24 protein-coding genes are annotated in these 22,731 nt (G+C 41.0%); 9 read left to right on the top strand and 15 right to left on the bottom strand.

The genetic code is table 11. The annotated features are described in order from the left end of the window. Positions 1 to 88 precede the first annotated feature (88 nt). Positions 89 to 748, top strand: coding sequence for an IS1595-like element ISAba36 family transposase (locus tag AC4CU2_RS01695; protein WP_000782406.1), 660 nt, complete (start codon positions 89 to 91; stop codon positions 746 to 748). Positions 749 to 925: 177 nt separating this feature from the next. Here AC4CU2_RS01695 and AC4CU2_RS01690 read toward each other — a convergent pair whose 3' ends face one another. After that, a complete protein-coding gene (locus tag AC4CU2_RS01690; protein ID WP_159151578.1) occupies positions 926 to 1,816 on the bottom strand; it encodes a pirin family protein in 891 nt (296 codons plus the stop codon). An 87-nt stretch (positions 1,817 to 1,903) separates the two neighbouring features. Then, a complete protein-coding gene (locus AC4CU2_RS01685) occupies positions 1,904 to 2,080 on the bottom strand; it encodes a hypothetical protein (protein WP_490768188.1) in 177 nt (58 codons plus the stop codon). 49 nt (positions 2,081 to 2,129) lie between these two features. On the opposite strand from AC4CU2_RS01685, the gene AC4CU2_RS01680 reads away from it, so the two are divergent. Together AC4CU2_RS01680 and AC4CU2_RS01675 are read left to right on the top strand one after the other, a co-directional pair. Continuing rightward, complete coding sequence (locus tag AC4CU2_RS01680) at positions 2,130 to 2,606, top strand: helix-turn-helix domain-containing protein (RefSeq protein ID WP_005262470.1); 477 nt, start codon at positions 2,130 to 2,132, stop codon at positions 2,604 to 2,606. Further along, the gene (locus AC4CU2_RS01675) at positions 2,602 to 3,141 is read left to right on the top strand and encodes an IS630 family transposase (protein WP_126038012.1); all 540 of its coding nucleotides are present in this window, start codon (positions 2,602 to 2,604) and stop codon (positions 3,139 to 3,141) included. The genes AC4CU2_RS01680 and AC4CU2_RS01675 overlap by 5 nt, the downstream gene beginning before the upstream one ends. Before the next feature lie 7 nt (positions 3,142 to 3,148). Here the strand turns inward: AC4CU2_RS01675 and AC4CU2_RS01670 are convergent, their stop codons facing one another. The 3 genes from AC4CU2_RS01670 to AC4CU2_RS01660 form a co-directional block, all read right to left on the bottom strand. Then, positions 3,149 to 4,363 carry an AbiH family protein gene (locus AC4CU2_RS01670; protein WP_490768187.1) on the bottom strand — a complete coding sequence of 405 codons (1,215 nt, stop codon included), beginning with the start codon at positions 4,361 to 4,363 and terminating at the stop codon, positions 3,149 to 3,151. Between the two features lie 94 nt (positions 4,364 to 4,457). After that, positions 4,458 to 4,835 (bottom strand): hypothetical protein, encoded by a 378-nt coding sequence (locus AC4CU2_RS01665; protein WP_094148680.1) that lies wholly within the window; start codon positions 4,833 to 4,835, stop codon positions 4,458 to 4,460. A gap of 140 nt (positions 4,836 to 4,975) precedes the next feature. Next, the gene (locus tag AC4CU2_RS01660) at positions 4,976 to 6,385 is read right to left on the bottom strand and encodes an FAD-binding oxidoreductase (protein ID WP_004978025.1); all 1,410 of its coding nucleotides are present in this window, start codon (positions 6,383 to 6,385) and stop codon (positions 4,976 to 4,978) included. Between the two features lie 364 nt (positions 6,386 to 6,749). On the opposite strand from AC4CU2_RS01660, the gene serA reads away from it, so the two are divergent. The 3 genes from serA to AC4CU2_RS01645 all read left to right on the top strand — a co-directional run bounded on the left by serA (position 6,750) and on the right by AC4CU2_RS01645 (position 10,046). Further along, positions 6,750 to 7,982 (top strand): phosphoglycerate dehydrogenase, encoded by a 1,233-nt coding sequence (gene serA / locus AC4CU2_RS01655; protein ID WP_004691438.1) that lies wholly within the window; start codon positions 6,750 to 6,752, stop codon positions 7,980 to 7,982. 138 nt (positions 7,983 to 8,120) lie between these two features. Then, complete coding sequence (locus AC4CU2_RS01650) at positions 8,121 to 8,996, top strand: EamA family transporter (RefSeq protein WP_348942917.1); 876 nt, start codon at positions 8,121 to 8,123, stop codon at positions 8,994 to 8,996. Between the two features lie 177 nt (positions 8,997 to 9,173). Beyond that, positions 9,174 to 10,046 (top strand): EamA family transporter, encoded by an 873-nt coding sequence (locus tag AC4CU2_RS01645; protein WP_348942920.1) that lies wholly within the window; start codon positions 9,174 to 9,176, stop codon positions 10,044 to 10,046. A gap of 41 nt (positions 10,047 to 10,087) precedes the next feature. On the opposite strand, the gene AC4CU2_RS01640 is transcribed toward AC4CU2_RS01645, so the two are convergent. From AC4CU2_RS01640 to truB, 3 genes are all read right to left on the bottom strand, one after another. Beyond that, complete coding sequence (locus AC4CU2_RS01640; RefSeq protein ID WP_348942915.1) at positions 10,088 to 10,546, bottom strand: hemerythrin domain-containing protein; 459 nt, start codon at positions 10,544 to 10,546, stop codon at positions 10,088 to 10,090. 158 nt (positions 10,547 to 10,704) lie between these two features. After that, positions 10,705 to 11,472, bottom strand: coding sequence for a sulfite exporter TauE/SafE family protein (locus AC4CU2_RS01635; protein WP_348942914.1), 768 nt, complete (start codon positions 11,470 to 11,472; stop codon positions 10,705 to 10,707). A gap of 34 nt (positions 11,473 to 11,506) precedes the next feature. Next, entirely contained in the window at positions 11,507 to 12,412 is a 906-nt protein-coding gene (gene truB / locus AC4CU2_RS01630) for a tRNA pseudouridine(55) synthase TruB (RefSeq protein ID WP_490768186.1), read from the bottom strand. A gap of 154 nt (positions 12,413 to 12,566) precedes the next feature. Between truB and AC4CU2_RS01625 the strand changes: the two genes are divergently transcribed. From AC4CU2_RS01625 to AC4CU2_RS01615, 3 genes are all read left to right on the top strand, one after another. Next, positions 12,567 to 13,598, top strand: coding sequence for a lipase secretion chaperone (locus AC4CU2_RS01625; protein ID WP_490768185.1), 1,032 nt, complete (start codon positions 12,567 to 12,569; stop codon positions 13,596 to 13,598). Between the two features lie 54 nt (positions 13,599 to 13,652). After that, positions 13,653 to 14,618, top strand: coding sequence for an esterase/lipase family protein (locus AC4CU2_RS01620; RefSeq protein WP_490769195.1), 966 nt, complete (start codon positions 13,653 to 13,655; stop codon positions 14,616 to 14,618). 173 nt (positions 14,619 to 14,791) lie between these two features. After that, positions 14,792 to 15,763 carry an esterase/lipase family protein gene (locus tag AC4CU2_RS01615; protein WP_131230717.1) on the top strand — a complete coding sequence of 324 codons (972 nt, stop codon included), beginning with the start codon at positions 14,792 to 14,794 and terminating at the stop codon, positions 15,761 to 15,763. A 59-nt stretch (positions 15,764 to 15,822) separates the two neighbouring features. On the opposite strand, the gene rplS is transcribed toward AC4CU2_RS01615, so the two are convergent. From rplS to AC4CU2_RS01580, 7 genes are all read right to left on the bottom strand, one after another. After that, the gene (gene rplS / locus AC4CU2_RS01610) at positions 15,823 to 16,197 is read right to left on the bottom strand and encodes a 50S ribosomal protein L19 (protein WP_004691454.1); all 375 of its coding nucleotides are present in this window, start codon (positions 16,195 to 16,197) and stop codon (positions 15,823 to 15,825) included. 140 nt (positions 16,198 to 16,337) lie between these two features. Beyond that, the gene (gene trmD, locus AC4CU2_RS01605) at positions 16,338 to 17,078 is read right to left on the bottom strand and encodes a tRNA (guanosine(37)-N1)-methyltransferase TrmD (protein WP_490768184.1); all 741 of its coding nucleotides are present in this window, start codon (positions 17,076 to 17,078) and stop codon (positions 16,338 to 16,340) included. A 27-nt stretch (positions 17,079 to 17,105) separates the two neighbouring features. Next, positions 17,106 to 17,654, bottom strand: a complete 549-nt coding sequence (rimM, locus tag AC4CU2_RS01600) for a ribosome maturation factor RimM (protein WP_125273567.1) — start codon at positions 17,652 to 17,654, stop codon at positions 17,106 to 17,108. Between the two features lie 28 nt (positions 17,655 to 17,682). Next, complete coding sequence (gene rpsP / locus AC4CU2_RS01595; protein ID WP_004718284.1) at positions 17,683 to 17,940, bottom strand: 30S ribosomal protein S16; 258 nt, start codon at positions 17,938 to 17,940, stop codon at positions 17,683 to 17,685. Positions 17,941 to 18,078: 138 nt separating this feature from the next. Then, the gene (locus AC4CU2_RS01590; protein ID WP_125273568.1) at positions 18,079 to 18,516 is read right to left on the bottom strand and encodes a type IV pilin protein; all 438 of its coding nucleotides are present in this window, start codon (positions 18,514 to 18,516) and stop codon (positions 18,079 to 18,081) included. Next, positions 18,510 to 19,010 carry a type IV pilin protein gene (locus AC4CU2_RS01585; protein WP_490768183.1) on the bottom strand — a complete coding sequence of 167 codons (501 nt, stop codon included), beginning with the start codon at positions 19,008 to 19,010 and terminating at the stop codon, positions 18,510 to 18,512. Before AC4CU2_RS01585 ends, AC4CU2_RS01590 begins: the two co-directional genes overlap by 7 nt. Then, a complete protein-coding gene (locus tag AC4CU2_RS01580) occupies positions 19,010 to 22,720 on the bottom strand; it encodes a pilus assembly protein (protein ID WP_490768182.1) in 3,711 nt (1,236 codons plus the stop codon). The genes AC4CU2_RS01585 and AC4CU2_RS01580 overlap by 1 nt, the downstream gene beginning before the upstream one ends. Positions 22,721 to 22,731 lie beyond the last annotated feature (11 nt).

Genomic DNA, 22,731 nt, shown 5'->3' with positions numbered 1-22,731 from the left:
TGGAGGGAGAGACGACTAAGCCCAATGGCAAGCACTGTAAAATTGAATAAAAAAAGGGGCTGTAGTAGATTAGCAGAAGTGCTACTCTATGAAAATGAAGATAAATCGTTGTAAATTAGATAAAAATACCCAAAGAAAGCTTGTCGAGTTCTTTGTTGCTGAGGTAACAGCTAGAACTGCGGCCAATTTGCTGGATATTCAGCCTAATACTGCCGCACTATTTTATAGAAAAATACGTGAAATAATCATGTACCACCTTGACCAAACTGCCGATGATATTTTTGAGGGAGAGGTTGAGTTAGATGAAAGCTACTTTGGTGGCACTCGTAAGGGAAAGCGTGGGCGTGGTGCTGGTGGAAAAGTGGCTGTATTTGGTATACTAAAGCGCGGTGGTATGGTTTATGTCAAGGTTGTCCCTGATACCAAGTCTGATACATTAATGCCTGTTATTACACGTAAAGTAGCGCCTGATAGTGTGGTTTATACTGATAGCTATCGAAGCTACAATGTGCTTGATGTTAATTGTTTTTATCATGAGCGAATTAACCATTCTAAAGATTTTGCAAAAGGTCGAAATCATATTAATGGTGTAGAAAATTTCTGGAATCAAGCTAAACGCATCCTAAGGAAGTACAATGGGATTGACCGAAATGCCTTTCCATTGTTTATTAAAGAATGTGAGTTTAGATTTAACTATGGGAGTCCAAAACAACAGCTCGAAATACTGTTGGATTGGACGGGTATTTGACCTTATCTACTACAGCCCCTAAAAAAATGTATGGGTGCTAGAAATGCACACTGGTTTTACGCTGTATTCACAAAGCGTTTTTAGAAAAGGTGTTATTAAAATAGACCGAGCCGTGACACCAACAAAGCTCAGTTAAGCTATTTTAGCAGTGTTGCATCTGTTTGTATTGTTACTTTTTTAAGTTTCATCTGTCGCATTTGGTTTGGTACTAGGCGCAATAAAATGCCCTTGTTTTAAGTCCTCATACGCCTGTAAAACTTCGGTGAAGCTGTTCATGACAAAATAACCGCGTCCATAAATCGGTTCATTTAAAGGCTGCCCACTGAGTAATAAAAAAGCGCTGTCTTGTACCGCTTTTATTTCAAGGTGCTCGCCATGATTGGACATGACTGCCATCTGCTGTGCTTCTATCATTTCTCCGCTATTGAGCTGAAGACGACCACTACGGATATACAGCAGTGTCGTTTCGCCTTCCAATGCAGGTAAAACTGTTTTTGTTCTTGCTGTAAGCTGAATATCCAACACGTTCATAGGGCTATGCGTTTGAGCAGGCCCTGTCTGGTTTTCATAAGTCCCTGCAATCACCCTGACCGTTCCTTGGGCTTGCGCTAACTCAAGCTCTGGAATGGCTTCATGACTCAAGTGTTGATAACGTGCAGGATTCATTTTATCTTTGGCAGGCAAATTGACCCACAACTGGATCATTTCAAATGCCCCACCTGTTTTGGAAAATGCCTCACTAAACACTTCTTCGTGCAGTACTCCTGCCCCTGCCGTCATCCACTGTACATCCCCTGCCCCAATCACACCGCCACTGCCTGTAGAGTCCTGATGGGCAAGTTCACCTTGATAAACAATGGTTACGGTTTCAAAGCCACGATGCGGATGTTCACTCACGCCCTTTTTTAAGCGAGTTGGCCGTAAATAACTCGGGCCGATATGATCGAGCAATAGAAAAGGTGAAACCGAATTTCCCAGTTCATAGTGTGAAAACACAGAGACGACTGGGGCAAAGTCGCCAACAGCCGTCCGTGTACTTTCTGAGTGAATAAAGGCAAGGGTTTTCATTTTATTCTGCTTATCATTTGAATAATTTGATCATAGCCTACCAAACAACCCCGTTCGATAGGTTAGATGAGTTTCAGTGTTTTGAATTTAGGATGCTTGATCTACATCTGGGCTTTCTTGAGCAAGAAATTTAATTTCTGGGTTAGGCTTAAAGCAAAGCCATTTATTTTTCATCCATTGCTCAACTTTGTCTTTACCCAAAATTGCTAACAAATTATTAAGTAATGAAAATTTTGCAGTTTTATTAAAGTAATAAGTTGACAAAAATAACTAAACATGCGAAAAGACATTTTTGGTTAAACGATGTTTGCACATGCCACGGATTGTTACCGTCCCACTCAGCTTAGAACAGCGTGCACAACTAATTCTCCTGACCAAGCATGCAGCACATTGGCGTGAAAGACAACGTGCCCAAACTATTCTCTGGCTTTCCGAAGGTAAAACTGTTGCCGAAGTTGCTGCGTTACAAGAGCGTATCCCAGAAACCATAAGGCTACAACGCCGACATTGGGAGCTACATCAGTTTGAATCGATTCAAGAAGGTCATCGCTCAGGCCGTCCCAATACACTGACATCAAACTATCAGGCTCAAATCTTAGAGTGGGTCAACACAAGCCCACTCAATGCAGAACAAATCCGAGTCAAACTGCATGAAAAACACGGTGTGTCCGTGTCTGTTGAAACTATTCGCAAGTTTTTGCGAGATTCAGGCATGGTCTTCAAACGCACCCGCCACAGCTTGAAAAAAAAGAGACCCGACCGCATTTGGACAAGCGCAACAGCAAATTGAAGCATTACGTGAGCAAGCGGCACGTGGTGAAATTGTATTGGGCTATGTCGACGAAACAGGATTTTCGGCTACGCCAGATAACCGTTATGCATGGACAAAGATAGGCGATGTTCATGCGGTTGATGCTGTAAGACTAAAGCGAGTTAATGTGATGGGTTGTCTCCTGTCAACGGGTCATCTGATCACCAGTTGCCTACAGGAGTCCGTTAACAGTCGCTGGTTTTATGCCTATTTGATGGGTGTAGCAGCACAGGTGAAACGCAGCTATCAAGTTCCTTTGGTGTTGATTGTTGACAATGCCTCGATTCATCGCAGCAAACAGATGGTAGATTGGCGCAAGCTTCTTGTACAAGAATATTCAACGACTTTGTATTTTCTACCTGCGTATAGTCCTGAGCTGAATAGAATTGAGATGGTTTGGAAGCAGATGAAGTATAACTGGCGGGATTTTAAGGTAATGAAGGCAGATCAAATAGAGCGTTGGGTTGGGCAGATTTCAAAGGGTTTTGGTAATGAATACATGTTTACTTTTTAGTTGATACTTAAACAGTAACTCGAACATTCCGATCGATATCATCATTTAAACCAAATAAATCTAGAATGTAATCTTTATCCGAAATATCTAGTGAATGTCCCCAAATTGTTATTTCTAAGTTCAATTTACCCTCATTCTGCTTTGCCCTAATTCTTCTATTTAAATCATCACGATAATTGGATCTATTTTCCCCCTTCAATTCATCTTTCAAAGCCAAAATATCATCTTCATTTTCTAAAATATTATTTTTATATTCATCTAGAAATAAATAATCCGTATCTTTAAAAAGCTTCTGATGGTATTTGGTAAAACCATATGCTTTTAGCTTTTTCAAAGAATCATCGTTTAAATCTGATATCCCTAAAACTATATTTTGATCCTGCCCATAACTACCATGCAAATATTCAACTATGACTTCTTTATGAATTCGCTGGTAAGTATTTGTATAATTGAAAGAATAAATCTTATCTGGCACTAACCGTGCTTCTAAGTTAATACTCAAACTACAATTTTCAATTAGCTTAGAAACAATCAATTCTAAATATAGATTAAAGATGAAAATAAAATCATCCAACTGATTAACTAAAAAATTTAAATACATATCTTTAGAAAAACCATATTCAGGTTTTTCTTGCGAGATGAACCATAGAGAACCTATTTCCGCAAACTTCTCATCGGTCCAAAAATCGACATGCTGACCATAATTACTATTTTTGGCAAGAAGTCTCAAATTCATTAGGTGATTACATTCGAGTAATGAAAGATAATATTGTTCAGCAACTTTTTTCTGCTCTCCATTTTGAATTAAATGAATTGGAAAGTTACAATCACCAAACTCTTCAAAGCTTGATTCAACTTGGTTTAAAAATTTATTCACTGTATTCAGTGCATTTTCAATTTTGACTTCAAAATCAATCCAAGTTTTAACTTCTTTAACGTGATCTGAAAAGTAATGATACCAAACATTTTCTTTAAGCTTCTTTTGTAATTCTTCAACTTGTTCAACAGCTAAATTTATATTTTCAGTCTTATAGATTACTTTTGTTTTATCAAAAAAATAGCTTTCTTTCTCATATAAAGCACCAAACAGATCATCAAAATTCATGTCACCTTTTAACACATCCCAATTTTCTATTGCTTCCATTGCGACCATAAAATGGTCGTACTTCGTCGGCAAATAGTGCGACAAATCAAAACCGTTCCCAACAATCAAAATATTCATTTTTATAAAACCCCAAAAAGCAAAAAAGCGCATCAACCGATACGCTTTTTATGAGGTAGAATCGTCTACATTTCAACCATAAATCAAAGATTTATTATGCACACTTCGCTGTTTGGAAGTTTTTGGTATTTTTACCGCGCGCACATTGGTAAGAGGTTTTCGTCGCAGTTTTTTCCCAGTCGCCATCAACCAACTTAAAGTTATACACGGTACGCACCGACTTTACTGAATCATCTAACAAACCTGTTTCAGTCACTTTGACTTCTGCCGCAGTCGGGGACTCCACTGTATTAAAGTACTGACGGATTTCAACCGTAGCTAACTCATTACGCAAATCTGGGCGCTCTTTAAGTACCTGAGTCAAAGGCGTATCAGATGTACCTACGCCTACTTTATTGACCAAATTCTTTGTCGTCGCACAACCTGACAATAATCCCACACATACGGCTGAAGCTAAAATAAGACGCAACATAAATCCCACCCAAAATTCATTATTTATCAGTCCATCATGCCTTTTTTAGGCCTATTACACTATTTAGTAAATGTAATTCAGTTGCTTCAGCCATAAAAAAGCGCATCACGGTAGATGCGCTTTTAAAATTCAATTCGAACTTAAAGGTCGAATAATTTACCAGGGTTCATAATCCCGTTTGGATCGAAAACTTGCTTCAATGCCTTCATATATTCAATTTCTTCTGCTGAACGGGTGTAGTCAAGGTATGGCTTTTTGGTCATACCAACACCGTGCTCCGCAGAAATTGAACCGTCGTATTTTTTCACAGTTTCGAAGACATATTTATTCACCACCTGACATTTGGCAAAGAATTCGTCTTTGCTTAAGTCAGCCGGTTTTAAAATATTTAGGTGTAAGTTCCCGTCACCAATATGACCGAACCAGCAGATTTCAAAGTCTGGGTAGTTACTTGCCACAATCGCATCAATTTCTTTAATAAATGCAGGCACATGCGTAATCAAAACTGAAATGTCATTTTTGTATGGTGTAAATGGTGCAATTGACTCAGAAATGTCTTCACGTAAACGCCATAAGCTTTCCACTTGATCGAGGCTTTGGCTCAACACGCCATCCAGTACCCAGCCTTGTTCCATGCAGTGCTCAAAAATTTCCATCGCCTTATCCATAATTGGCTCAAATGGCGCTTCAAATTCTAACAATACATAGAATGGACATTCAGTTTCAAATGGACGTTGTACATGACCATGTGCCAACACTTTTTGCATTGCAAGTTCACCAAAGAACTCAAATGCAGTCAGGTCAATTTTTGCTTGGAAAGCATGCAGTACAGGCATCACAGCATCAAAGTCAGGTACGCCCAATACCATTACTTGAAGGTCCTGCGGTTGGCGCTCCAGCTTGATTTCAGCTTCAGTTACCAAGCCCAGTGTCCCTTCACCACCAATGAATAAATGTTGCAGTGCATAACCGGTCGCGTTTTTGATCATGCCTTTGTTTAGACGCAGCACATCACCCTTACCCGTAACTACAGTTAAACCGAGTACCCAGTTACGCGTCATGCCGTATTTAATGACTTTAATACCGCCTGCATTGGTGCCAATGTTTCCACCAATTTGACTCGAACCCGCAGAAGCAAAATCGACTGGGTAATACATGCCTTGCTCTTCAGCATAGTTTTGCAGCTGTTCAGTCACCACGCCTGCTTGGACGCGAACCATACGATCTGCTGGGAAGAATTCCAAGATTTGGTTCATCTTGTCCATGCTCACCACAATTTCACCGTTGGCAGCGACTGCACCGGCAGATAAGCCAGTACGACCACCTGATGGTGTAATCGCAACATTAAACTCATTTGCAAGTTTCACAACCGCTTGCACTTGTTCCGTACTCGATGGAAAAACGATGACTGACGGGTTTGGATCAAAATGTTTGGTATGATCGCGTCCCCAATTTTCAAGGCTATCCGCATCGGTTTTAATGCGGTTTTCACCTACAATTGCTGTCAATTGGGTCAATAACTCTGGGGTTAAAGCGACTGGAGCATTCATCGTTTTCAGACCTTGCAAGAAGTAAACAAGTTGTTTGTGGCGCTAGGGTTCTCTGCATGAAAAGCGCTTCATTTCAGTCTTTCCATGCCCTAAGGCTCAGGCAGTTCGTGAGGATTTAAGCAGCAGTGTGCAACTGGCTTATTTTCACGGAGTTATATTATAAGGCATTTTTTCTGTTTCCCGCAGAAAAAGCTGTTTTATTCAGGATACCTTTGAAATGATTAATTTAATTAGACCAAAAAGACTTTTTTACGCACCATAGAGGCTAAAAATACCCAGCAGAGTCCGCATAAAGGAAATGTATATCGGGCGCGGTACGTGCTATTATATCGCCACTAAATTTGGCCTTTGTAGCGGAGCCGTAATGAGCCAACATCTTTCACTTCCTAAAGATAAAATTCGTTTCTTGTTGTTAGAAGGCGTTCACCAAAACGCAATCGACACACTAAATGCTGCCGGATACACCAACATCGATTATCGTAAAACTGCGCTTGAAGGTGAAGCGTTGAAAGAAGCGATTAAAGATGCACATTTCATTGGTATTCGTTCCCGTACACAACTCACTGAAGAAGTGTTTGAAGCAGCGAATAAATTAATCGCTGTTGGTTGTTTCTGTATTGGTACCAACCAAGTGAACTTAAATGCTGCGATGGTTCGTGGTATTCCAGTATTTAACGCACCATACTCAAATACACGTTCAGTGGCTGAACTTGTACTTGCTGAAGCTATCCTTCTTCTTCGCCGTGTACCTGAAAAATCGACAGATACACATGCAGGCGGTTGGAACAAGTCAGCTGTTGGTTCGTTCGAAACTCGTGGCAAAACTTTAGGGATTGTCGGTTACGGTTCAATCGGTTCACAACTTTCTGTCCTTGCTGAAAGCTTGGGTATGAAAGTAATCTACTTCGACACAGTAACGAAACTACCATTAGGTAATGCACGTCAAGTCGGTAGCTTAAACGAACTTTTAGCCAATGCTGATGTTGTTTCTTTGCATGTACCTGATGTTCCTTCTACACGTAACTTCATGACCAAAGAAAAATTTGCACAAATGAAAGAAGGTGCAATCTTCATCAATGCTGCACGTGGTACATGTGTCGTGATTGAAGACTTAGCAGATGCCTTGAAATCAGGTCATGTTGCTGGTGCTGCGGTTGACGTGTTCCCGAAAGAACCAAAAGCCAATGGTGAAGAGTTCATTTCTCCACTACGTAATATTCCAAACGTGATCTTAACCCCTCACGTGGGTGGTTCGACTATGGAAGCTCAAGCGAACATTGGTTTAGAAGTGGCTGAGAAATTCGTTTCTTATTCAGATAAAGGCATGACTTTATCTGCGGTGAACTTCCCAGAAATCGCGTTACCATTGACCGAAGGCAAACACCGTTTACTTCACATCCACAAAAACGTGCCAGGCGTGTTGTCAAAAATCAACAACTTGTTTGCTGAACACGGCATCAACATTTCTGGTCAGTCTTTAATGACCAAAGGTGATGTAGGTTACTTGGTGATGGATGTAGACGCAACAGCATCTCAAGAAGCTTTAGATACTCTACAAGACGTTGAAGGCACAATCCGCGTTCGCGTATTGTTCTAATTCGACTCTATTTAAAAACCACAGCTGCCAAGCTGTGGTTTTTTTATTTTTGAATACTTGTTAAAATTTTATGTGCGATCCAAGCACATTCTCCGCTACTTTTCGCAAGTATTCATTTCTCTATCTAGTATTCTAATAATGCCAAATCTAAAAAGTACTCCCCATCTCCAAGCGACTTTTTTATTGCTGATTGCAATGCTTAGCTTGCAAAGTAGTGGTTCACTGGCCAAAGTTTTGTTTGATCAATTTCCCATTTTAACCGTTTCCGCCATGCGCTTGCTGTTGGGATCAATCATTTTGGCCGTGCTGTTTAAAATTTGGCAGGTTGATTTTAAGCAAGTTAAATATAAAGCCATTCTTAGCTATGGTTTTGCTTTGGCAGGCATGAACCTATTGTTTTATTTATCCATTGCTCGCCTGCCACTCGGCATTGCAGTGTCGTTTGAGTTTATTGGCCCACTCAGTGTTGCTCTGTTTTATGCCAAACAACGCTTTGACTTTGTTTGGGTCGGGCTGGCTATTTTAGGCTTAGTTTTACTGTTTCCTTTCGACCAAGCAGCTCAACCTTTAGATCCTCTTGGGATTGCATTTGCACTAGGTGCAGGTGCATGTTGGGCCTTGTATATCGTGGCGGGACAGCGCCCATCGGGTGTTTCGGGCAATCATACCGTGTGCTTAGGTATGTTTGTCGGCATGCTGATATTAATGCCACTCACCCTGTTCAGTGGTTTACCCACAAATGTGTTTGAACCCTCAAACCTGATCTATTTCGTAGCTTTGGCAGTTTTGGCCAGCGCTTTGCCTTTTAGCTTGGAAATGATTGCGCTACGCAATTTAACCGCTTTAAGTTTTGGGACGCTCATGAGTCTTGAACCTGCTATCGCAGCACTATCTGGTTTTGTATTTCTAGGCGAGCAACTATTGTGGTCGCAGTGGCTTGCGCTTAGCGTGATTATCATGGCGTCTATTGGTTGTACTTATACAGCCCAGAAAAACCGCCAAGCCGCAGTTTAAACCATGTGATTCAGTGTTTGAATTTAGCTTTTAAATCCAAAGGCTGTATCGATTACTTTTAAATTCATGTCGTTGCATTTAAAAAATCAGCTTATTCAGCATCCAACTTGGGTGCTGAATCGTTATACTAATCCACCTTCTTAAAATAACAGGTCGCCATGACCTGATGTGTGCATGATGCCTAATTCTCAACTGATGGCAGTGATATTCATGGTCTTGTCCATGCTGTCCTATCAAATCAGTGCTTCTTTTGCCAAGCAGTTGATTGCCGTGCTGGATCCCCTCACCGTGGTGACCCTTAGACTGTGCTTTGCGGCAATTTTAATTGTGCTGATGTTCCGCTCATGGAGCATCATCAAACGCCTACCGCATTTAAAGTGGAAAGATTTACTCAGCTATACGGCAGCCTTATGCCTCATGAATATTTTATTCTACGCTTCACTGGGTAGATTGCCGCAAGGTATTGCCGTAGGTTTAGAGTTTTTAGGCCCTTTAACTTTAGCGCTACTCTCAATCAAACAACGTCGTGATTATATTTGGGTCGGATTAGCGATTTTAGGGATTGCACTGATGGTGCCGTGGCATCAAGCCAATGCAACCAACTTCTCTTTCTTAGGAGCTGCATTTGCGGTTTCAGCGGGTGCGTGCTGGGCACTGTATATATATTTTGGGCAAAAAGTCGTCCGTCAAAATATCGGCATGCATGCCCTCAGTATTGCTATTGTGATCTCAGCCTTGGTGCTTCTGCCCATTAGCGCCACGCATAACCCTACAGCGTTAAAGCAAACGGAATACTGGCCCAAAGCCTTATTGATTGCATTACTCGCCACAACCATTCCCTATGCTCTAGACCTCATGGCGTTGAAACGTTTAAGTAAACTCAGCTATGGGACGCTTTCAAGTTTGTCACCGGCTTTAGCAGCCTTGGCAGGTTGGTTACTACTGAAAGAACAAATTAGCATGTGGCAAACGTTGGCACTGGTTTGCATTATGATTGCCTCTGTTGGCGTTACTTTTAGAGCCAAACCGCAAAGTGATGACGCGATTTAATTACAAAAGATGGCACTCGCCATCTTTTGTTTAAAATGGACTTAAACCAAACTGTCTTTTTCAATTTTTTTGTACTTTTTGTATTCCTGCTGATACTGCTTGGCGAGCGCAGTCTTTTGAGCATCGAGTAAAATTTTTCCTGCTTGCTGAAAGAAACCATGTTCCTCTTCTTGTAAGTGATGATGTATGGTTTCCGATAATTTTTTTGCAATTGCCAACCAACCTGGATTTGAGAATTCCGTCTCCGTCAGTTGCTCCAATAACTCATCCATTTTATGGTGCTCTGCCAAAGCATGGCGGGTAATATTAAGGCCCGAATCAGTCATCATTAAAGGGATATAAAAATAACGATCTTCTGCCACAGCATGGGCAAATAATTCATTTTTAAGGCGTTCAAATAGCTCACGGCGTTCAGGCGTATCCCCTGAAGTTTGGAGTAGTCGTTCAGCCAAATTTCGTTGTATAACGTGACTTTCTCTTAAGGCTTCAAATATATTCATTCTATGCTCCAGTTCCATTCAACTTAAAACATCTTTTTTTATTGAAAAGCTTCTTGGCACAGCATTGAGTGCACTGTATTTATCTTAAATGCAATAAACGAGAAATGAGGTCACAGACTACGCGTTTTTTGTAATGAAGTTTTAAAGCTATCTCACCATTACATCAAAAACATTTGATAACTCAATCTTACGATCAGAATTGTCACCAAAATAAGAAATAAAATGCGGATAAAACCACTGCCGTATTTCAGCGCCATTTTTACCCCACAAATAGACCCGATCATATTTGCGACGGCCATCGTGCCTCCTACAGCAAAGAGCACATGCCCCGAGGGAATAAAAAAGCTTAGCGCTGCAAGATTGGTCATCACATTGCCAATTTTAGCCAATGCCGCCGCATGCAAAAAATCAACGCGTAAATAGCGAATAAAATAGAAAATAAAGAAACTGCCCGTGCCTGGGCCAAACAAACCATCATAAAAGCCAATGGCTAAACTCCCGATTCCCGCCAACAGCAAAATTTTAGGCGTCACACGCTGTGCCATATGCACTTGCCCAAATTGCTTCTTCATGAGGGTATAGACCGCCATCACAATCAACATGACCAAGACAAAGGGTTGGAGGACTTCTTTTGGAATCATGGCCACACTGGCCGCGCCCCCAAATGAACTGATGGTGGCACACACTGCGACCACAACCAAAAGTTTCCATTCAAAGCGAACTTTGCGGGCAAAGGAAACGGCGGAAGTGGCTGTACCGACCACTGCCGCTAATTTGTTGGTGCCAAATAAAGTGGCAGGTGCCATCGACGGAAATGCATTCATCAAAGCGGGAATTTGGATCAGTCCACCACCGCCAACGGCAGCGTCAATTGCGCCTGCACAAAAGGCAAAAAAGATCAGACTGATAATAATGTCGATGTCCACGCCTCATCCTTTTTGACCGAGTGATATATTTCGATTATAGATTTAAAACCCGCTTTGGAACCAATCTTTTCTTATCAGTAATTTCAGCCAAGCCTAAGCATTTTTCCCCATCGAAAACCAAGACCTGCGCTTCCGCTGCATGCTCAATATTACTTTCCATACCGCGACTAAAGTATTCACTGCGTCCTTCTGGAACTTGTACTTTAGGAAAATGATCTACAGGTGCATATACAGGTAACAACAGTGCTTCGCGCTCTTGTTCAGACAAGCTTTCCAAATACTCAATGGTATAACTTGGAATCAGATCAAAATGACCTGTTTTAATGCGGTGTAAATAAGTTAAATGACCATAAGTACCCAATGCCTTCGCAATATCTTCGCCTAAAACACGAATATATGTGCCTTTGGAGCAGGTAATATCAAGGGTGATACTGTCTGCTGTGAATGAAAGTAGCTCAATCGCAGAGATGCTAACCGGACGGGCTTCACGCTCAATTTCAATCCCTTTACGGGCTAACTCATATAAAGGACGGCCATCTTTCTTCAAAGCGGAATACATTGGTGGCACTTGCTGAATATCACCCATAAACTGAACCAAAACGGCTTCAATCAACTCTTTGGTTAACTCAGGTACAGCCTGCTCTAACAACCGTTCGCCTTCTACATCACCTGTGGTGGTACTGTGACCCAGCTGAATGGTGGTTTGATAGCGCTTCACTGAGTCCAACAAAAAGTGCGAAAACTTGGTCGCTTCCCCCAAACAAATCGGCAGCAGTCCTGATGCCAATGGATCAAGCGCTCCTGTATGCCCCGCCTTTTGCGCACGGTATAACCAGCGCACTTTTTGCAATGCCGCATTTGAACTGATCCCCAATGGCTTATTCAATAAAAATACACCATTCACTGCACGGCGCTGGATTTTTGAAGCAGATGATTTCATAACATAGACACGTCTTAAAGCTGCCGCAATACTATCAACCGCTTGTCTAGTTTTACAACTTTTCTGTTGTTTATTTGCCCTTTTGTTTCAGAATAAATCGAGTTCAGTCATATGAACCAAATAAAAAATACAATAGGGATGTTAGGCATAGGATATGCAAAAAAAGAAATTATGGCTCATTTTCGCCGTGATCATCGTTGTCATTCTTGGTTTTCTCACTTGGCTTGCACCCAATGCAACTGTTGGCTCAAACCAAGGGCCGATTCGCTCTAGCGCTAAAAACACTACAGGCTTACTACCCACAGCGTCAGACTTGCCACATGCATCAGGGTTGCCTTTTGCCAGTAACAGCCAACAGGACACCGAAGTCAACTGCCAACTGGTGCTCGACCAAAGTAATCGCTTAGTTGTAAATGAACAGACTCGTAATTGTTTTGAATATTTTATTACCCAATATGGTGAAAAAAATATTGACCAGATCAAGCAAGATTTTAAAGCCTATATCCAGCAAGGTTATAAAGAACCTGCGCTTAAGCAAATTTTAGATCTTTGGACTCGTTATTTAGATTATCGTGTGCAATTGGGTAGTCTGAAGGAGCCAAACCTAAATAAAGAAGATCCTGAGTACTATCGTAAAATTTTTGCTTCGATGAAAACCCTACGTAGCCAGTTCTTTTCCGACTATGAAATCGAAGGCCTCTTTGGCGCTGAAAATACCTACCATGAATATACCTTAGACCGCATGAGCATCATGGCAGATCAGTCCTTAACTGAAGTACAAAAAGCGCAGAAACTGAAAGAACTGTTTGCTCAACTGCCTGAAGATTGGAAAGAAAACCTAGAACAGCTCTCCAAACTCGAAGATCTGCGTAAACTGACCTCGGATATTAAAGCCCGCGGCGGCTCTGCCGAAGAAATTCGCCAAATGCGCCAGAATCTTGTCGGTGCCGAAGCGACCGTACGCCTAGAAAAACTCGACCAAGATCGAAACCATTGGAAATCTCGGGTCAATACTTACTTAGAACAACGCGACAGCATTCTCAAAAGCAACATGAGTCAAGACGCGCAGCAGCAAGCCATTCAAAAACTACGTGATCAACAGTTTAATAATTCACAAGAACAACTTCGACTAGGAGCCTTTGAAACCACACATGACACGGGAGGAAAACTTCCGTTCGCAGATTAAAGCTATACCGTGTTTGACTTTTTCAGGATGAAAAAAATGTTTATAACGAAAAGAATGATACAAACAATGTCACTCGTAGGTCTGGTTACCAGCCTTGGACTCAGCGCAACTACAGCCACAGCTGGATTACAGACGGTGACTGCAAGCGTAAAAAGTAATTATGCTCAAACCAAATATCCATTGCTATTTACCCATGGCATGTTTGGGTTCAGCCGAGTGGGCGTTGCCGAACTTGGACTCGATTACTGGTATCAAATTTTACCCGACTTGGCTCGAAATGGTGCGACCACCTTTGCAGCACAAATTTCCCCTTTAGAATCAACTGAAGTACGGGGTGAACAGTTACTACAACAAGTTGAAGAGGTCATCGCCCTGACTGGCAAGCCCAAAGTTAATTTGATTGGGCATAGCCATGGTGGACCAACCATTCGCTATGTAGAAGCAGTTAAACCGCAATATGTGGCCTCACTGACAGGTGTGGGGGCAACGTTTAGAGGTTCAAAAGTGGCTGATCAGCTTCTTGCCAATCAAGGCGGAACACAACTGCTCAGCCTAGCGGCGGATTATATTATTGGTCCTATGCTTGCTTATGGACAAAGTAACCCTTCATTAAAAAGCAATTTAACGGCATCACTCACTTCAATTAGTGAGCAAGGTTCCCGTGTTTTTAATCAGAAATATCCAACAACAGCACTGGCTTCGGACTGTAACAAGAGCGGTGCAACATCCAGCAATGGCGTGTATTACTATTCGTGGACTGGTACGTCTCAAGTCACGAACATTCTCGATGTCGCAGATAGTGCGATCTCACTGTTGGGGCCTTTGGCCTATGGCCATTTAGACAATGATGGTTTAGTGGCACGCTGTAGTACACACTTCGGTAAAGTCATCCGTGATAACTATGACTGGAACCATTTAGATGAGGTCAACCAAGTTATGGGACTACGTGGACTATTTAGCGCAGACCCTGTTGATGTCTATCGCCAACATGCCAATCGCTTAAAAATGCAAGGACTCTAGTTCTATTTTTCCCTTCGAATCTTTAACGTTTCGGAGGGATGCCTCCTAGAATTATCCAGTTACAAACTGTATTTAATTTAATCGGATTTCTCTACGCTCCTCCTCCCTCACCTTTATACTCATTTTTGACAACTTAAATTGTCGTCATAAAAAATAAAAAACGAGGATGATCAATGAAATATGGATTATTGATAGCTGGACTGCTGTCGACCTGCGCACTTGCTGCTACACAAACGCAAGCAGCCGCTTCACAAATTAAATCAAACTACGTTGCCTCTAGTTATGCAAAAACCAAATACCCTTTGGTTTTTGCACATGGTATGGGGGGCTGGATTCGAGCAGGAACCGATGAACTTGGTGTGGATTACTGGTATCAAATCTTGCCAGATTTAGCCCGTAACGGTGCAAACGCATGGGCAACACGCGTTTCTCCATTCAACACATCTGAAGTTCGTGGTGAACAACTGCTGCAACAAGTTGATGAAATCTTAGCGATTACAGGAGCACCCAAAGTCAATTTGCTTGGTCATAGTCACGGCGGACATAGTATTGCCTATGTCTCAAATGTTATGCCCAATAAAATCGCGTCTGCAACAGCCATTTCTAGTCCTTTAAAAGGCTCTCCTGTGGCGGATTTGATTATTTCCGCTCAAGGTACGCCGCTAGAACAACCGCTGGTAGGCTTAATCAACTTTGGGTCCAAGGCTATTGTTTGGGCACAACAGCAAGATCCGAAATCACTTCCACATGATGCACTCGGTGCTGGTAAAAGTTTAAGTCAAGCTGGTTCTAAAGCTTTTGCACAGAAATATCCACTGGGTATGCCAAAAACAAGCTGTGGTGAAGGTTTAGCGAAAGAAAATGGAGTTTATTTTTACTCTTTCTCTGGCAACTCAACGTTGACGAACGTACTTGATCCAGACTCATTACTGGCGGCGACAGGCTTACTCATGCAAGCGCCCAATGATAACGATGGCTTAGTCTCACGTTGTAGTGCCAAGTATGGTAAGACCGTGCGCGATAACTATAATTGGAACCATTTAGATGTGATTAACCAGTTCTTTGGTCTACGTTCTATTTTTGCTCCAGACCCTGTGGATGTTTATCGTCAACACGCCAACCGTTTGAAGCTTCAAGGACTCTAAAATTTAGGCATAAAAAATGCGCCATTGGGCGCATTTTTTTACTCGCATAAAACTTAAAATTAAGCTTTAACTTTACGAGCTGGTAACTTTTCACGAATACGTGCAGCTTTACCAGACAATTCACGTAGGTAGTAAAGTTTAGCACGACGAACGTCACCACGACGTTTCACTTCGATTTTAGCAACGATTGGAGAGTGAGTTTGGAAAACACGCTCAACACCAACACCGCTAGAAATTTTACGTACTGTGAACGCAGAGTTCAAGCCACGGTTTTTCTTCGCGATTACAACACCTTCAAATGCCTGAAGACGCTCACGGTCACCCTCTTTTACTTTAACCTGAACGATAACTGTATCGCCTGGTGCAAAAGCAGGGATGTCTTGTTTAAGCTGTGCATTTTCAACAGCTTGTACTAAAGGATGCTTACCGCTCATGGGGTATCTCCAATATGTGCGGGTCAGAAGAGGTCTGATATCCGCTGGGTATAGAGGCTAAATCGCATAGACCCGATTATCTTTCTCTTTATGCTTGACCACTTCAATGCACAAAGAGCCTATTAAAAGAATACTCTGAATTAAGTATTCAAATCTGTTAGCCATTTCTTTTGCTGCTTCGTCAACTCCACATTTTCCACCAACTCAGGTCGGCGTTGTTGTGTTCGTTGATAACGCTGCAAAAACCGCCATTTCTCAATATTGGCATGATGTCCCGACTTTAAAACTTCAGGGACATCCAAACCTTCAAAATGGTCTGGCTTGGTATATTGTGGGTAGTCCAAAAGACCATCCACAAATGAGTCTTGCACATGAGACTGTTCATCAGACATTGCACCCGGGAGTCTCCGAATAATACTGTCTAATAAAACCATCGCAGGAAGCTCGCCACCCGATAAAACGTAATCCCCTATCGACCATTCCTGATCAACATATTTTTGGATCAAACGTTCATCGACCCCTTCATAACGACCACACAATACAATCAATCCATCATAGTCGACAAACTGTTGTACTGCAGGCTCATTTAAGGTTTTTCCTTGCGGTGACATATACACCACAGGAACATGAACTGCACCTGCTTGCATGGCAAGCTCTTTGGCATGTTGAATTGCTTTTGCCAGAGGCTCAGCCATCATCACCATACCAGGACCACCACCAAATGGACGTTCATCCACTCGTTTGTAGTTGCCCTCAGCATAATCACGAGGATTAATACAAATTACTTGTACTAAATCACTTTTTGCTGCACGCCCGCTAATACCGTAGGCTGTAATCGCTTCAAACATTTCAGGAAAAAGCGTAATGACTGCAAAAAACATCGCAGACCCCCGTATTTCCAAAAATAATTAGTAATCTACGCCCCAATTAACGTAGATACGACCAGCTTCAAGATCAACGCGTTGCACCACATCTTTATGCCATGGAATCATACGCTCTTCAGCATCAACGCTGTCTGGTGTTGCGTGAACCACCATCACATCATTGGCACCTGTCTCAAACATTTCATGGATTTTTCCGAGATTTACTTCTTGTTCTTCATCATCCAAACCTAACACTGTTAAGCCTTTCAAATCTGACCAGTAGAACTCATCCATTCCTGCTTTAGGAAGTTGCACTTTTGAAATCCAGACATTTGCGCCAACTAGGTTATCTGCTGCAGTGCGATCAATGACGCCTTTGAGTGAAACAACTAAGCCTTTGCCATGCGGTTTCCAACGTTTTACATCTATGGTTTGCCAACCTGCTTTGGTTTCAATGTACCAAGGCAGATAGTCAAAGATGTTGCTCATCGGTTCTGTATTGGAATAGATCCAGAGCCACCCATTTAATCCATATGCTGAACGTAACTGTCCAATCTGAATACGATCTTCGGGAACATTCTGTGTTGGTGTCATGGGCTACCTACTACTTAATTAGCAAAAATTATGCAGTAGCTGCAGCTTTCTTAGCTTGAGCAGCTAAAGAAGCAACACGTTCAGATGGTTGAGCACCTTGAGCAACCCAGTGTGCAAAACGATCAGCATCTAAACGAAGTTTTTCTGCTTTACCTTGAGCTGTTGGGTTGAAGAAACCAATACGTTCGATGAAACGACCGTCACGTGCATTACGACTATCAGTTACAATAACTTGATAGAACGGACGTTTTTTAGCACCACCGCGTGCAAGACGAATAACTACCATGATACAACCTTATAGTTTTTACGGATTATCCCTGCCCCGACCACCGGAACATTTCAAACCCCTTTCATAGAGGGCGGTATTTTACGTGAATTTTGCCCTGAATGAAAGATCAAATTTTAGGTTATCAACAGTTAGAATTTATTTATCGGACCAAGCGGAACAAGTATCTGTTTTTACAGGTGAATCCATGCCTTTAAACCAGCATTGGCGACCTGTAGAATCTATCGTCATAGCGCCAGTCTTAGCTTGGGAACCAATAGGTTTAGCAGTCAATACCCAGTTATGGGTGGGATCTATTTCTGTACTTGATAATTCTAAGCTGTATGTTGCAGAACCAGATTTAGAAATACTACTACTGCCATACACCTTTGTTAAATTCGCTCCATAAAAAGAACCATTCGCTAATTTATAACTAGCCAATTTGTTCGCAATTTCCATTAGTTCAACTTGTGCCTCGACCCTCTTCGTTCTTTGCACATATTCCTGATATGAAGGGTAAGCAATAGCAGCTAAGATTGCAATAATTGCAACCACAATCATTAATTCAATTAAAGTAAAACCTTGTTTTTTTACCATTGTTCTACTCCACTTCCAGTACAAGCACTATAAGACACATTTGAACTCGCCGTAGTTTTACAACGAACTCCCGTACTTGTTAACAATAATGTATATAGCTTTCCGTCTGATAAATCTAATGGAGTCGCTTTCATTGACCAAACCATTCCATTGTCTGTGGTCAGTAAATTTTCAGTAGTCGCGCGGCTAATATCTTTTAACTCAATTTTATATTTGGATGTAGCTACATTAAATATCCCTCCTGGTACAAATACTTCAGGCATAGCAACAGTCCCCGCATATAAATATTTAGGATCAAATTTTTTATAAGAGAAATTTTTAGCTTTATGTCTCTCTAATTGATCAGCTAATTTCAACATTTCTTGCTGAACTTGGGCCGTTAGATTTTTGCGAATATAGCTTTGATAGCTTGGTATTGCTATCGCAGCTAAAATCGCAATAATCACCACGACAACCATTAACTCAATTAGAGTAAATCCAGATGATTTACGCATTACCCTCCCCCTTGCGCATATTGCTCATACCAACGGTTCGGAATAAGTCTCAAAGCACCACCATAATTTTTGATTTGTCCTGATCCACTACCAGTGACACCGTCTTTTTTATCTTCATTTAATACAAAGATAGAGCGTTTATTTGGATCGCCATCACGACCACCACCAATAATAGGCTCACCAATACCCGCACCTAATGGAATATAAATATTGGTTTTACAAATACCGTATGGCAAACAAAAGCGCTGTAATGCTGTTTCTCCTGCTACACCTGCACTACAACTTCCCGTTGTACCAGGTTTAGAAGAATCAAAAACAGGAACATATAAATCACGTTCCATTGCAACTAATGAGCCCAAACTTTTTAAAATTTGCTTATTCTTAGTTGATGTTTCTGCTGTTCCAGTAGCACTAAGTGCCTCTTCCTTATTAAATAAATAGTACCAACCACCATTTCCTGATGAAGAGTCTATTTTCGGACGTTTAATATAAGTTGGTGAATCATTATTATCCACACGATTATCCAATAATTTTAACTGACTTATGGCTGTTGCGTTGTTTGCACCTAAGGTACGAGTATCAAAAGCTGACGTTGGATACTTACTTGAATAGACATCATAGTCATAAATAGCAAACACACCATCAAAATCATCAACTCCGGACACAGGTGTCGCATGTCCATGTAATGGTTGACTCTTATTACCAGAAGCAAAACTGACTACAGCAACCCCCTCCTTGGAATGAACCGTAAAAGTAGGAGCATTATAAAAACGCTTACGAGTCGCACTTAGATCTAATACTCGATTAACTTGTGATTTAAATCCATTTGTAGAGGGTGAAAAATCGACGCGGAATGCTTGGCCTCTTAAATCACCAAAATATAGATGATCAATTAAGCCATCATTATTACGGTCTACCGTTTTTATTTCACTAACGATACTGTAATTCATATTTACAGTATTACCATTACCAGCTAATTTCAGATTGTTTGTACCACTTGTAGTAGTAGCTGTATTATTACCACTTACCGACCAAAGTAAATCACCATTATCGGCATCAAACATATAGACCCCAGCACCAATTTTGTTGGTTTGGTCATAGTCCGCAGCTTCATAGCCACCATAACCATCACGCTTATCTTTGACTAATTTACCTTCTTTTTTTGTATAAATTCCATCTCCATCAGCTTCTAAACCTGGTGTACTACCTGCATCATAGCCACCACCAACAATCATGACTAATTTTCGCGTACCAAACCAATTCACATACGCAAGCGTAGGCTTAGACCAGCTCTGGCCCATATATTTCAGCTCATCAATCGTTTTCGATTGAGTTACACTACCATCCAAATAATGTACCTGTTTATTATTTGGATCAATGTGAAATTTAACTTTAGGTGAACTCATGTCTGTTAGGTCTAATGAGTAATAACTTCTCCCACCCATTCGCAACCCACCATAAACCCATTGTTTTCCTTTTAAATTAATGGTTTCATCTTCACCAGCATCATTCTGAATTGTGCGTGAACCACCATCTACTGTAAGTTTCCCATTTGAGTCAGAAACATATACTGTATGTGCAGTCCATTCTCCATCTATACCGTAATACAGTTTATTTTTACCACCAGTATCAGCACCGCCATTAAGTAAAAAACCTTGATTCTGTAACTCAATCATTTCTTTAGGGATGAAAGCAAATACTTCATTACCTTTACCATTTTTTGCATCTAGTACATGTAATACGCCTTGTGTGCTCCCAAACAAGATATAGTCATCTCGATTTGTTGTATCAATAGTTGCTGATGTACTCGTTCCAGTAACTGTCGGTAAGCCAGATTGGGTTAAAAGTACAGGTTTTGAATGTAAAATAGCCCCAATTTGAGGTAATTTACCTGTTACAGTTCCTTGTGTTAAATCTTGACCACCTACTGCATTTTCATAGCCAAGCAATCCCATTAACGCCGCACGATAGGGCGCAGAACCATTCAAATTATATGCCGTCGTAATTGCGTTAAACTTAGTTTTTTTGTCTGAGTCGTCATACCAAGTTAAATTTAAATTTTGAGACACTGTTCCATCTTTATAACTAAAATCCGTAAGCAACAATCTTTCTTTGGGCGAACGATCAGCAACATAGCCTTGGACTAAATTACTTAATGCCCCTCCTTGAAAAGCAGTTTCATTTGAAGTTGGTACATATACCGAGTTCTTCCACAAGTCTGGTACATTCTTAATTTCATTGTTTTGCATTACAGGATTTGAACCTGTAATCGTACCTGGGTAGGATCCAGAGCGATTCCCATATAGTGACCCAAGAACAGCATGATATTTTTTTAAGTTGCCATACCAAGTCTGTTGTAATTCAGTTGTCGCAACTTTAGGTACAAATTGAGGAAAATAACCGTATGGTTGGATCGCATTACTATTCAGTGCATCGATAGGCAAGGTAGCATTACCAGTACTAATACCTGGAATATCTGTTTTGACAAAAGTTAAAAATTTTTCGAAACTCTTAACAATGGCTTTACTATCTAAACCTGAGTAGGACCCACCTTCTCCAAGCTCTCCCCACGACTTAGCATCCTTAACATCATTACTCGGATCAGTTGCTTCTGTATCAAAATCACGACCAAATCCTACAACAGCTGTTCTAATTTTAATGCCTACGGGGTTTTTTTCAGGATCTAACAAGGCCTGATTAAATTTACCAGTACAATTCCAAGCATGCTGATCACTATGATATGAAGAAAGACGACCCAATACACTAGTTGCTGTTGCTTTACAGTCAAATAAACTCCCCTTTGTATCCAAAGCAGATTTCATTACAGTATACGCATCTCCACTTTTTCCATCATCCCCTGGTGCCGTACCACCAGGCTCTGGTCTACCATCCGTTAAAAAATAAATTCCTTGAGCACTACACTGTTTAGCAGTATCAGTCGTTTGAGCTGAGATAGATACTGGTTTTGAGTAATTAGTACTAGAATTACTGTAATCTCCTCCACCAGTTTTCGTACCCATTAATATTGCTGCAGCCTCTGCATATGCATATGGTGTGGGTGTACCTCCTGTAGCTGTTAAATCTAAGATTGTTTGTACTAAGTTTTCTCTATGGGTCTTATCTAACTTTTTTACATCTTGAATTTTCTGACCTTTACTTCCTGAAAAAACTGCTAAACCTATATAAAGATCTGGACTTAATGGTTGGACAATATTATTTGGATCTGATTTATCACCCAATAATAACTGTAATAAACCTATTTTTAATTGTACTAATCGTGTACTTTGACGATCAATTTCACTTTCAAATGAACTTACCCAGCCAAAGAGCCCTAGTCTCCATTTTGTAGTCCCTCGTATACACTCTCTGTAACTAAGCGTTTTAGTCCCATACCAATCGCTATCGCCAAATGTGTGAGTTACGTCAGAATCAGCTTTCTTATACGAAAATCCACCTGCATCATTACTTTTTGAAGGACAGTTTTGCTCATCATAAGTAACAGTATTGCCATAGTCAGTAAAATTCATACTCCCCGATTTATCAAGCATGAATAAAACAGTTGTAGCTCCAGCACCCGATGCCGGCGCCTTATAAATATCAATATCACTTGCGTAGACACTGCTACAAATCAGTGCTGTAATAGATGCCGACAATATTGATAATCTTGCCTTAGTTAAGGCAGTATGATTTAAAATTTGCTTCATATTCATTTTATTTCTCC

This window comes from Acinetobacter sp. 797_lipA, assembly GCF_058243025.1.
This window is presented reverse-complemented; position numbering and strand designations above follow the sequence as displayed.

Bases quoted from the DNA above. Each gene is read 5' to 3' on its own strand.
- serA (WP_004691438.1), top strand. From the start codon at position 6,750: ATGAGCCAACATCTTTCACTTCCTAAAGATAAAATTCGTTTCTTGTTG.
- rpsP (WP_004718284.1), bottom strand. From the start codon at position 17,940: ATGGTAGTTATTCGTCTTGCACGCGGTGGTGCTAAAAAACGTCCGTTC.
- rplS (WP_004691454.1), bottom strand. From the start codon at position 16,197: ATGAGCGGTAAGCATCCTTTAGTACAAGCTGTTGAAAATGCACAGCTT.
- AC4CU2_RS01695 (WP_000782406.1), top strand. From the start codon at position 89: ATGAAAATGAAGATAAATCGTTGTAAATTAGATAAAAATACCCAAAGA.
- AC4CU2_RS01680 (WP_005262470.1), top strand. From the start codon at position 2,130: ATGCCACGGATTGTTACCGTCCCACTCAGCTTAGAACAGCGTGCACAA.
- AC4CU2_RS01650 (WP_348942917.1), top strand. From the start codon at position 8,121: ATGCCAAATCTAAAAAGTACTCCCCATCTCCAAGCGACTTTTTTATTG.
- AC4CU2_RS01625 (WP_490768185.1), top strand. From the start codon at position 12,567: ATGCAAAAAAAGAAATTATGGCTCATTTTCGCCGTGATCATCGTTGTC.
- AC4CU2_RS01665 (WP_094148680.1), bottom strand. From the start codon at position 4,835: ATGTTGCGTCTTATTTTAGCTTCAGCCGTATGTGTGGGATTATTGTCA.
- AC4CU2_RS01660 (WP_004978025.1), bottom strand. From the start codon at position 6,385: ATGAATGCTCCAGTCGCTTTAACCCCAGAGTTATTGACCCAATTGACA.
- AC4CU2_RS01615 (WP_131230717.1), top strand. From the start codon at position 14,792: ATGAAATATGGATTATTGATAGCTGGACTGCTGTCGACCTGCGCACTT.
- AC4CU2_RS01690 (WP_159151578.1), bottom strand. From the start codon at position 1,816: ATGAAAACCCTTGCCTTTATTCACTCAGAAAGTACACGGACGGCTGTT.
- truB (WP_490768186.1), bottom strand. From the start codon at position 12,412: ATGAAATCATCTGCTTCAAAAATCCAGCGCCGTGCAGTGAATGGTGTA.
- trmD (WP_490768184.1), bottom strand. From the start codon at position 17,078: ATGTTTTTTGCAGTCATTACGCTTTTTCCTGAAATGTTTGAAGCGATT.
- AC4CU2_RS01585 (WP_490768183.1), bottom strand. From the start codon at position 19,010: ATGCGTAAATCATCTGGATTTACTCTAATTGAGTTAATGGTTGTCGTG.
- AC4CU2_RS01670 (WP_490768187.1), bottom strand. From the start codon at position 4,363: ATGAATATTTTGATTGTTGGGAACGGTTTTGATTTGTCGCACTATTTG.
- AC4CU2_RS01590 (WP_125273568.1), bottom strand. From the start codon at position 18,516: ATGGTAAAAAAACAAGGTTTTACTTTAATTGAATTAATGATTGTGGTT.
- AC4CU2_RS01580 (WP_490768182.1), bottom strand. From the start codon at position 22,720: ATGAATATGAAGCAAATTTTAAATCATACTGCCTTAACTAAGGCAAGA.
- AC4CU2_RS01620 (WP_490769195.1), top strand. From the start codon at position 13,653: ATGATACAAACAATGTCACTCGTAGGTCTGGTTACCAGCCTTGGACTC.
- AC4CU2_RS01640 (WP_348942915.1), bottom strand. From the start codon at position 10,546: ATGAATATATTTGAAGCCTTAAGAGAAAGTCACGTTATACAACGAAAT.
- AC4CU2_RS01645 (WP_348942920.1), top strand. From the start codon at position 9,174: ATGCCTAATTCTCAACTGATGGCAGTGATATTCATGGTCTTGTCCATG.
- rimM (WP_125273567.1), bottom strand. From the start codon at position 17,654: ATGACACCAACACAGAATGTTCCCGAAGATCGTATTCAGATTGGACAG.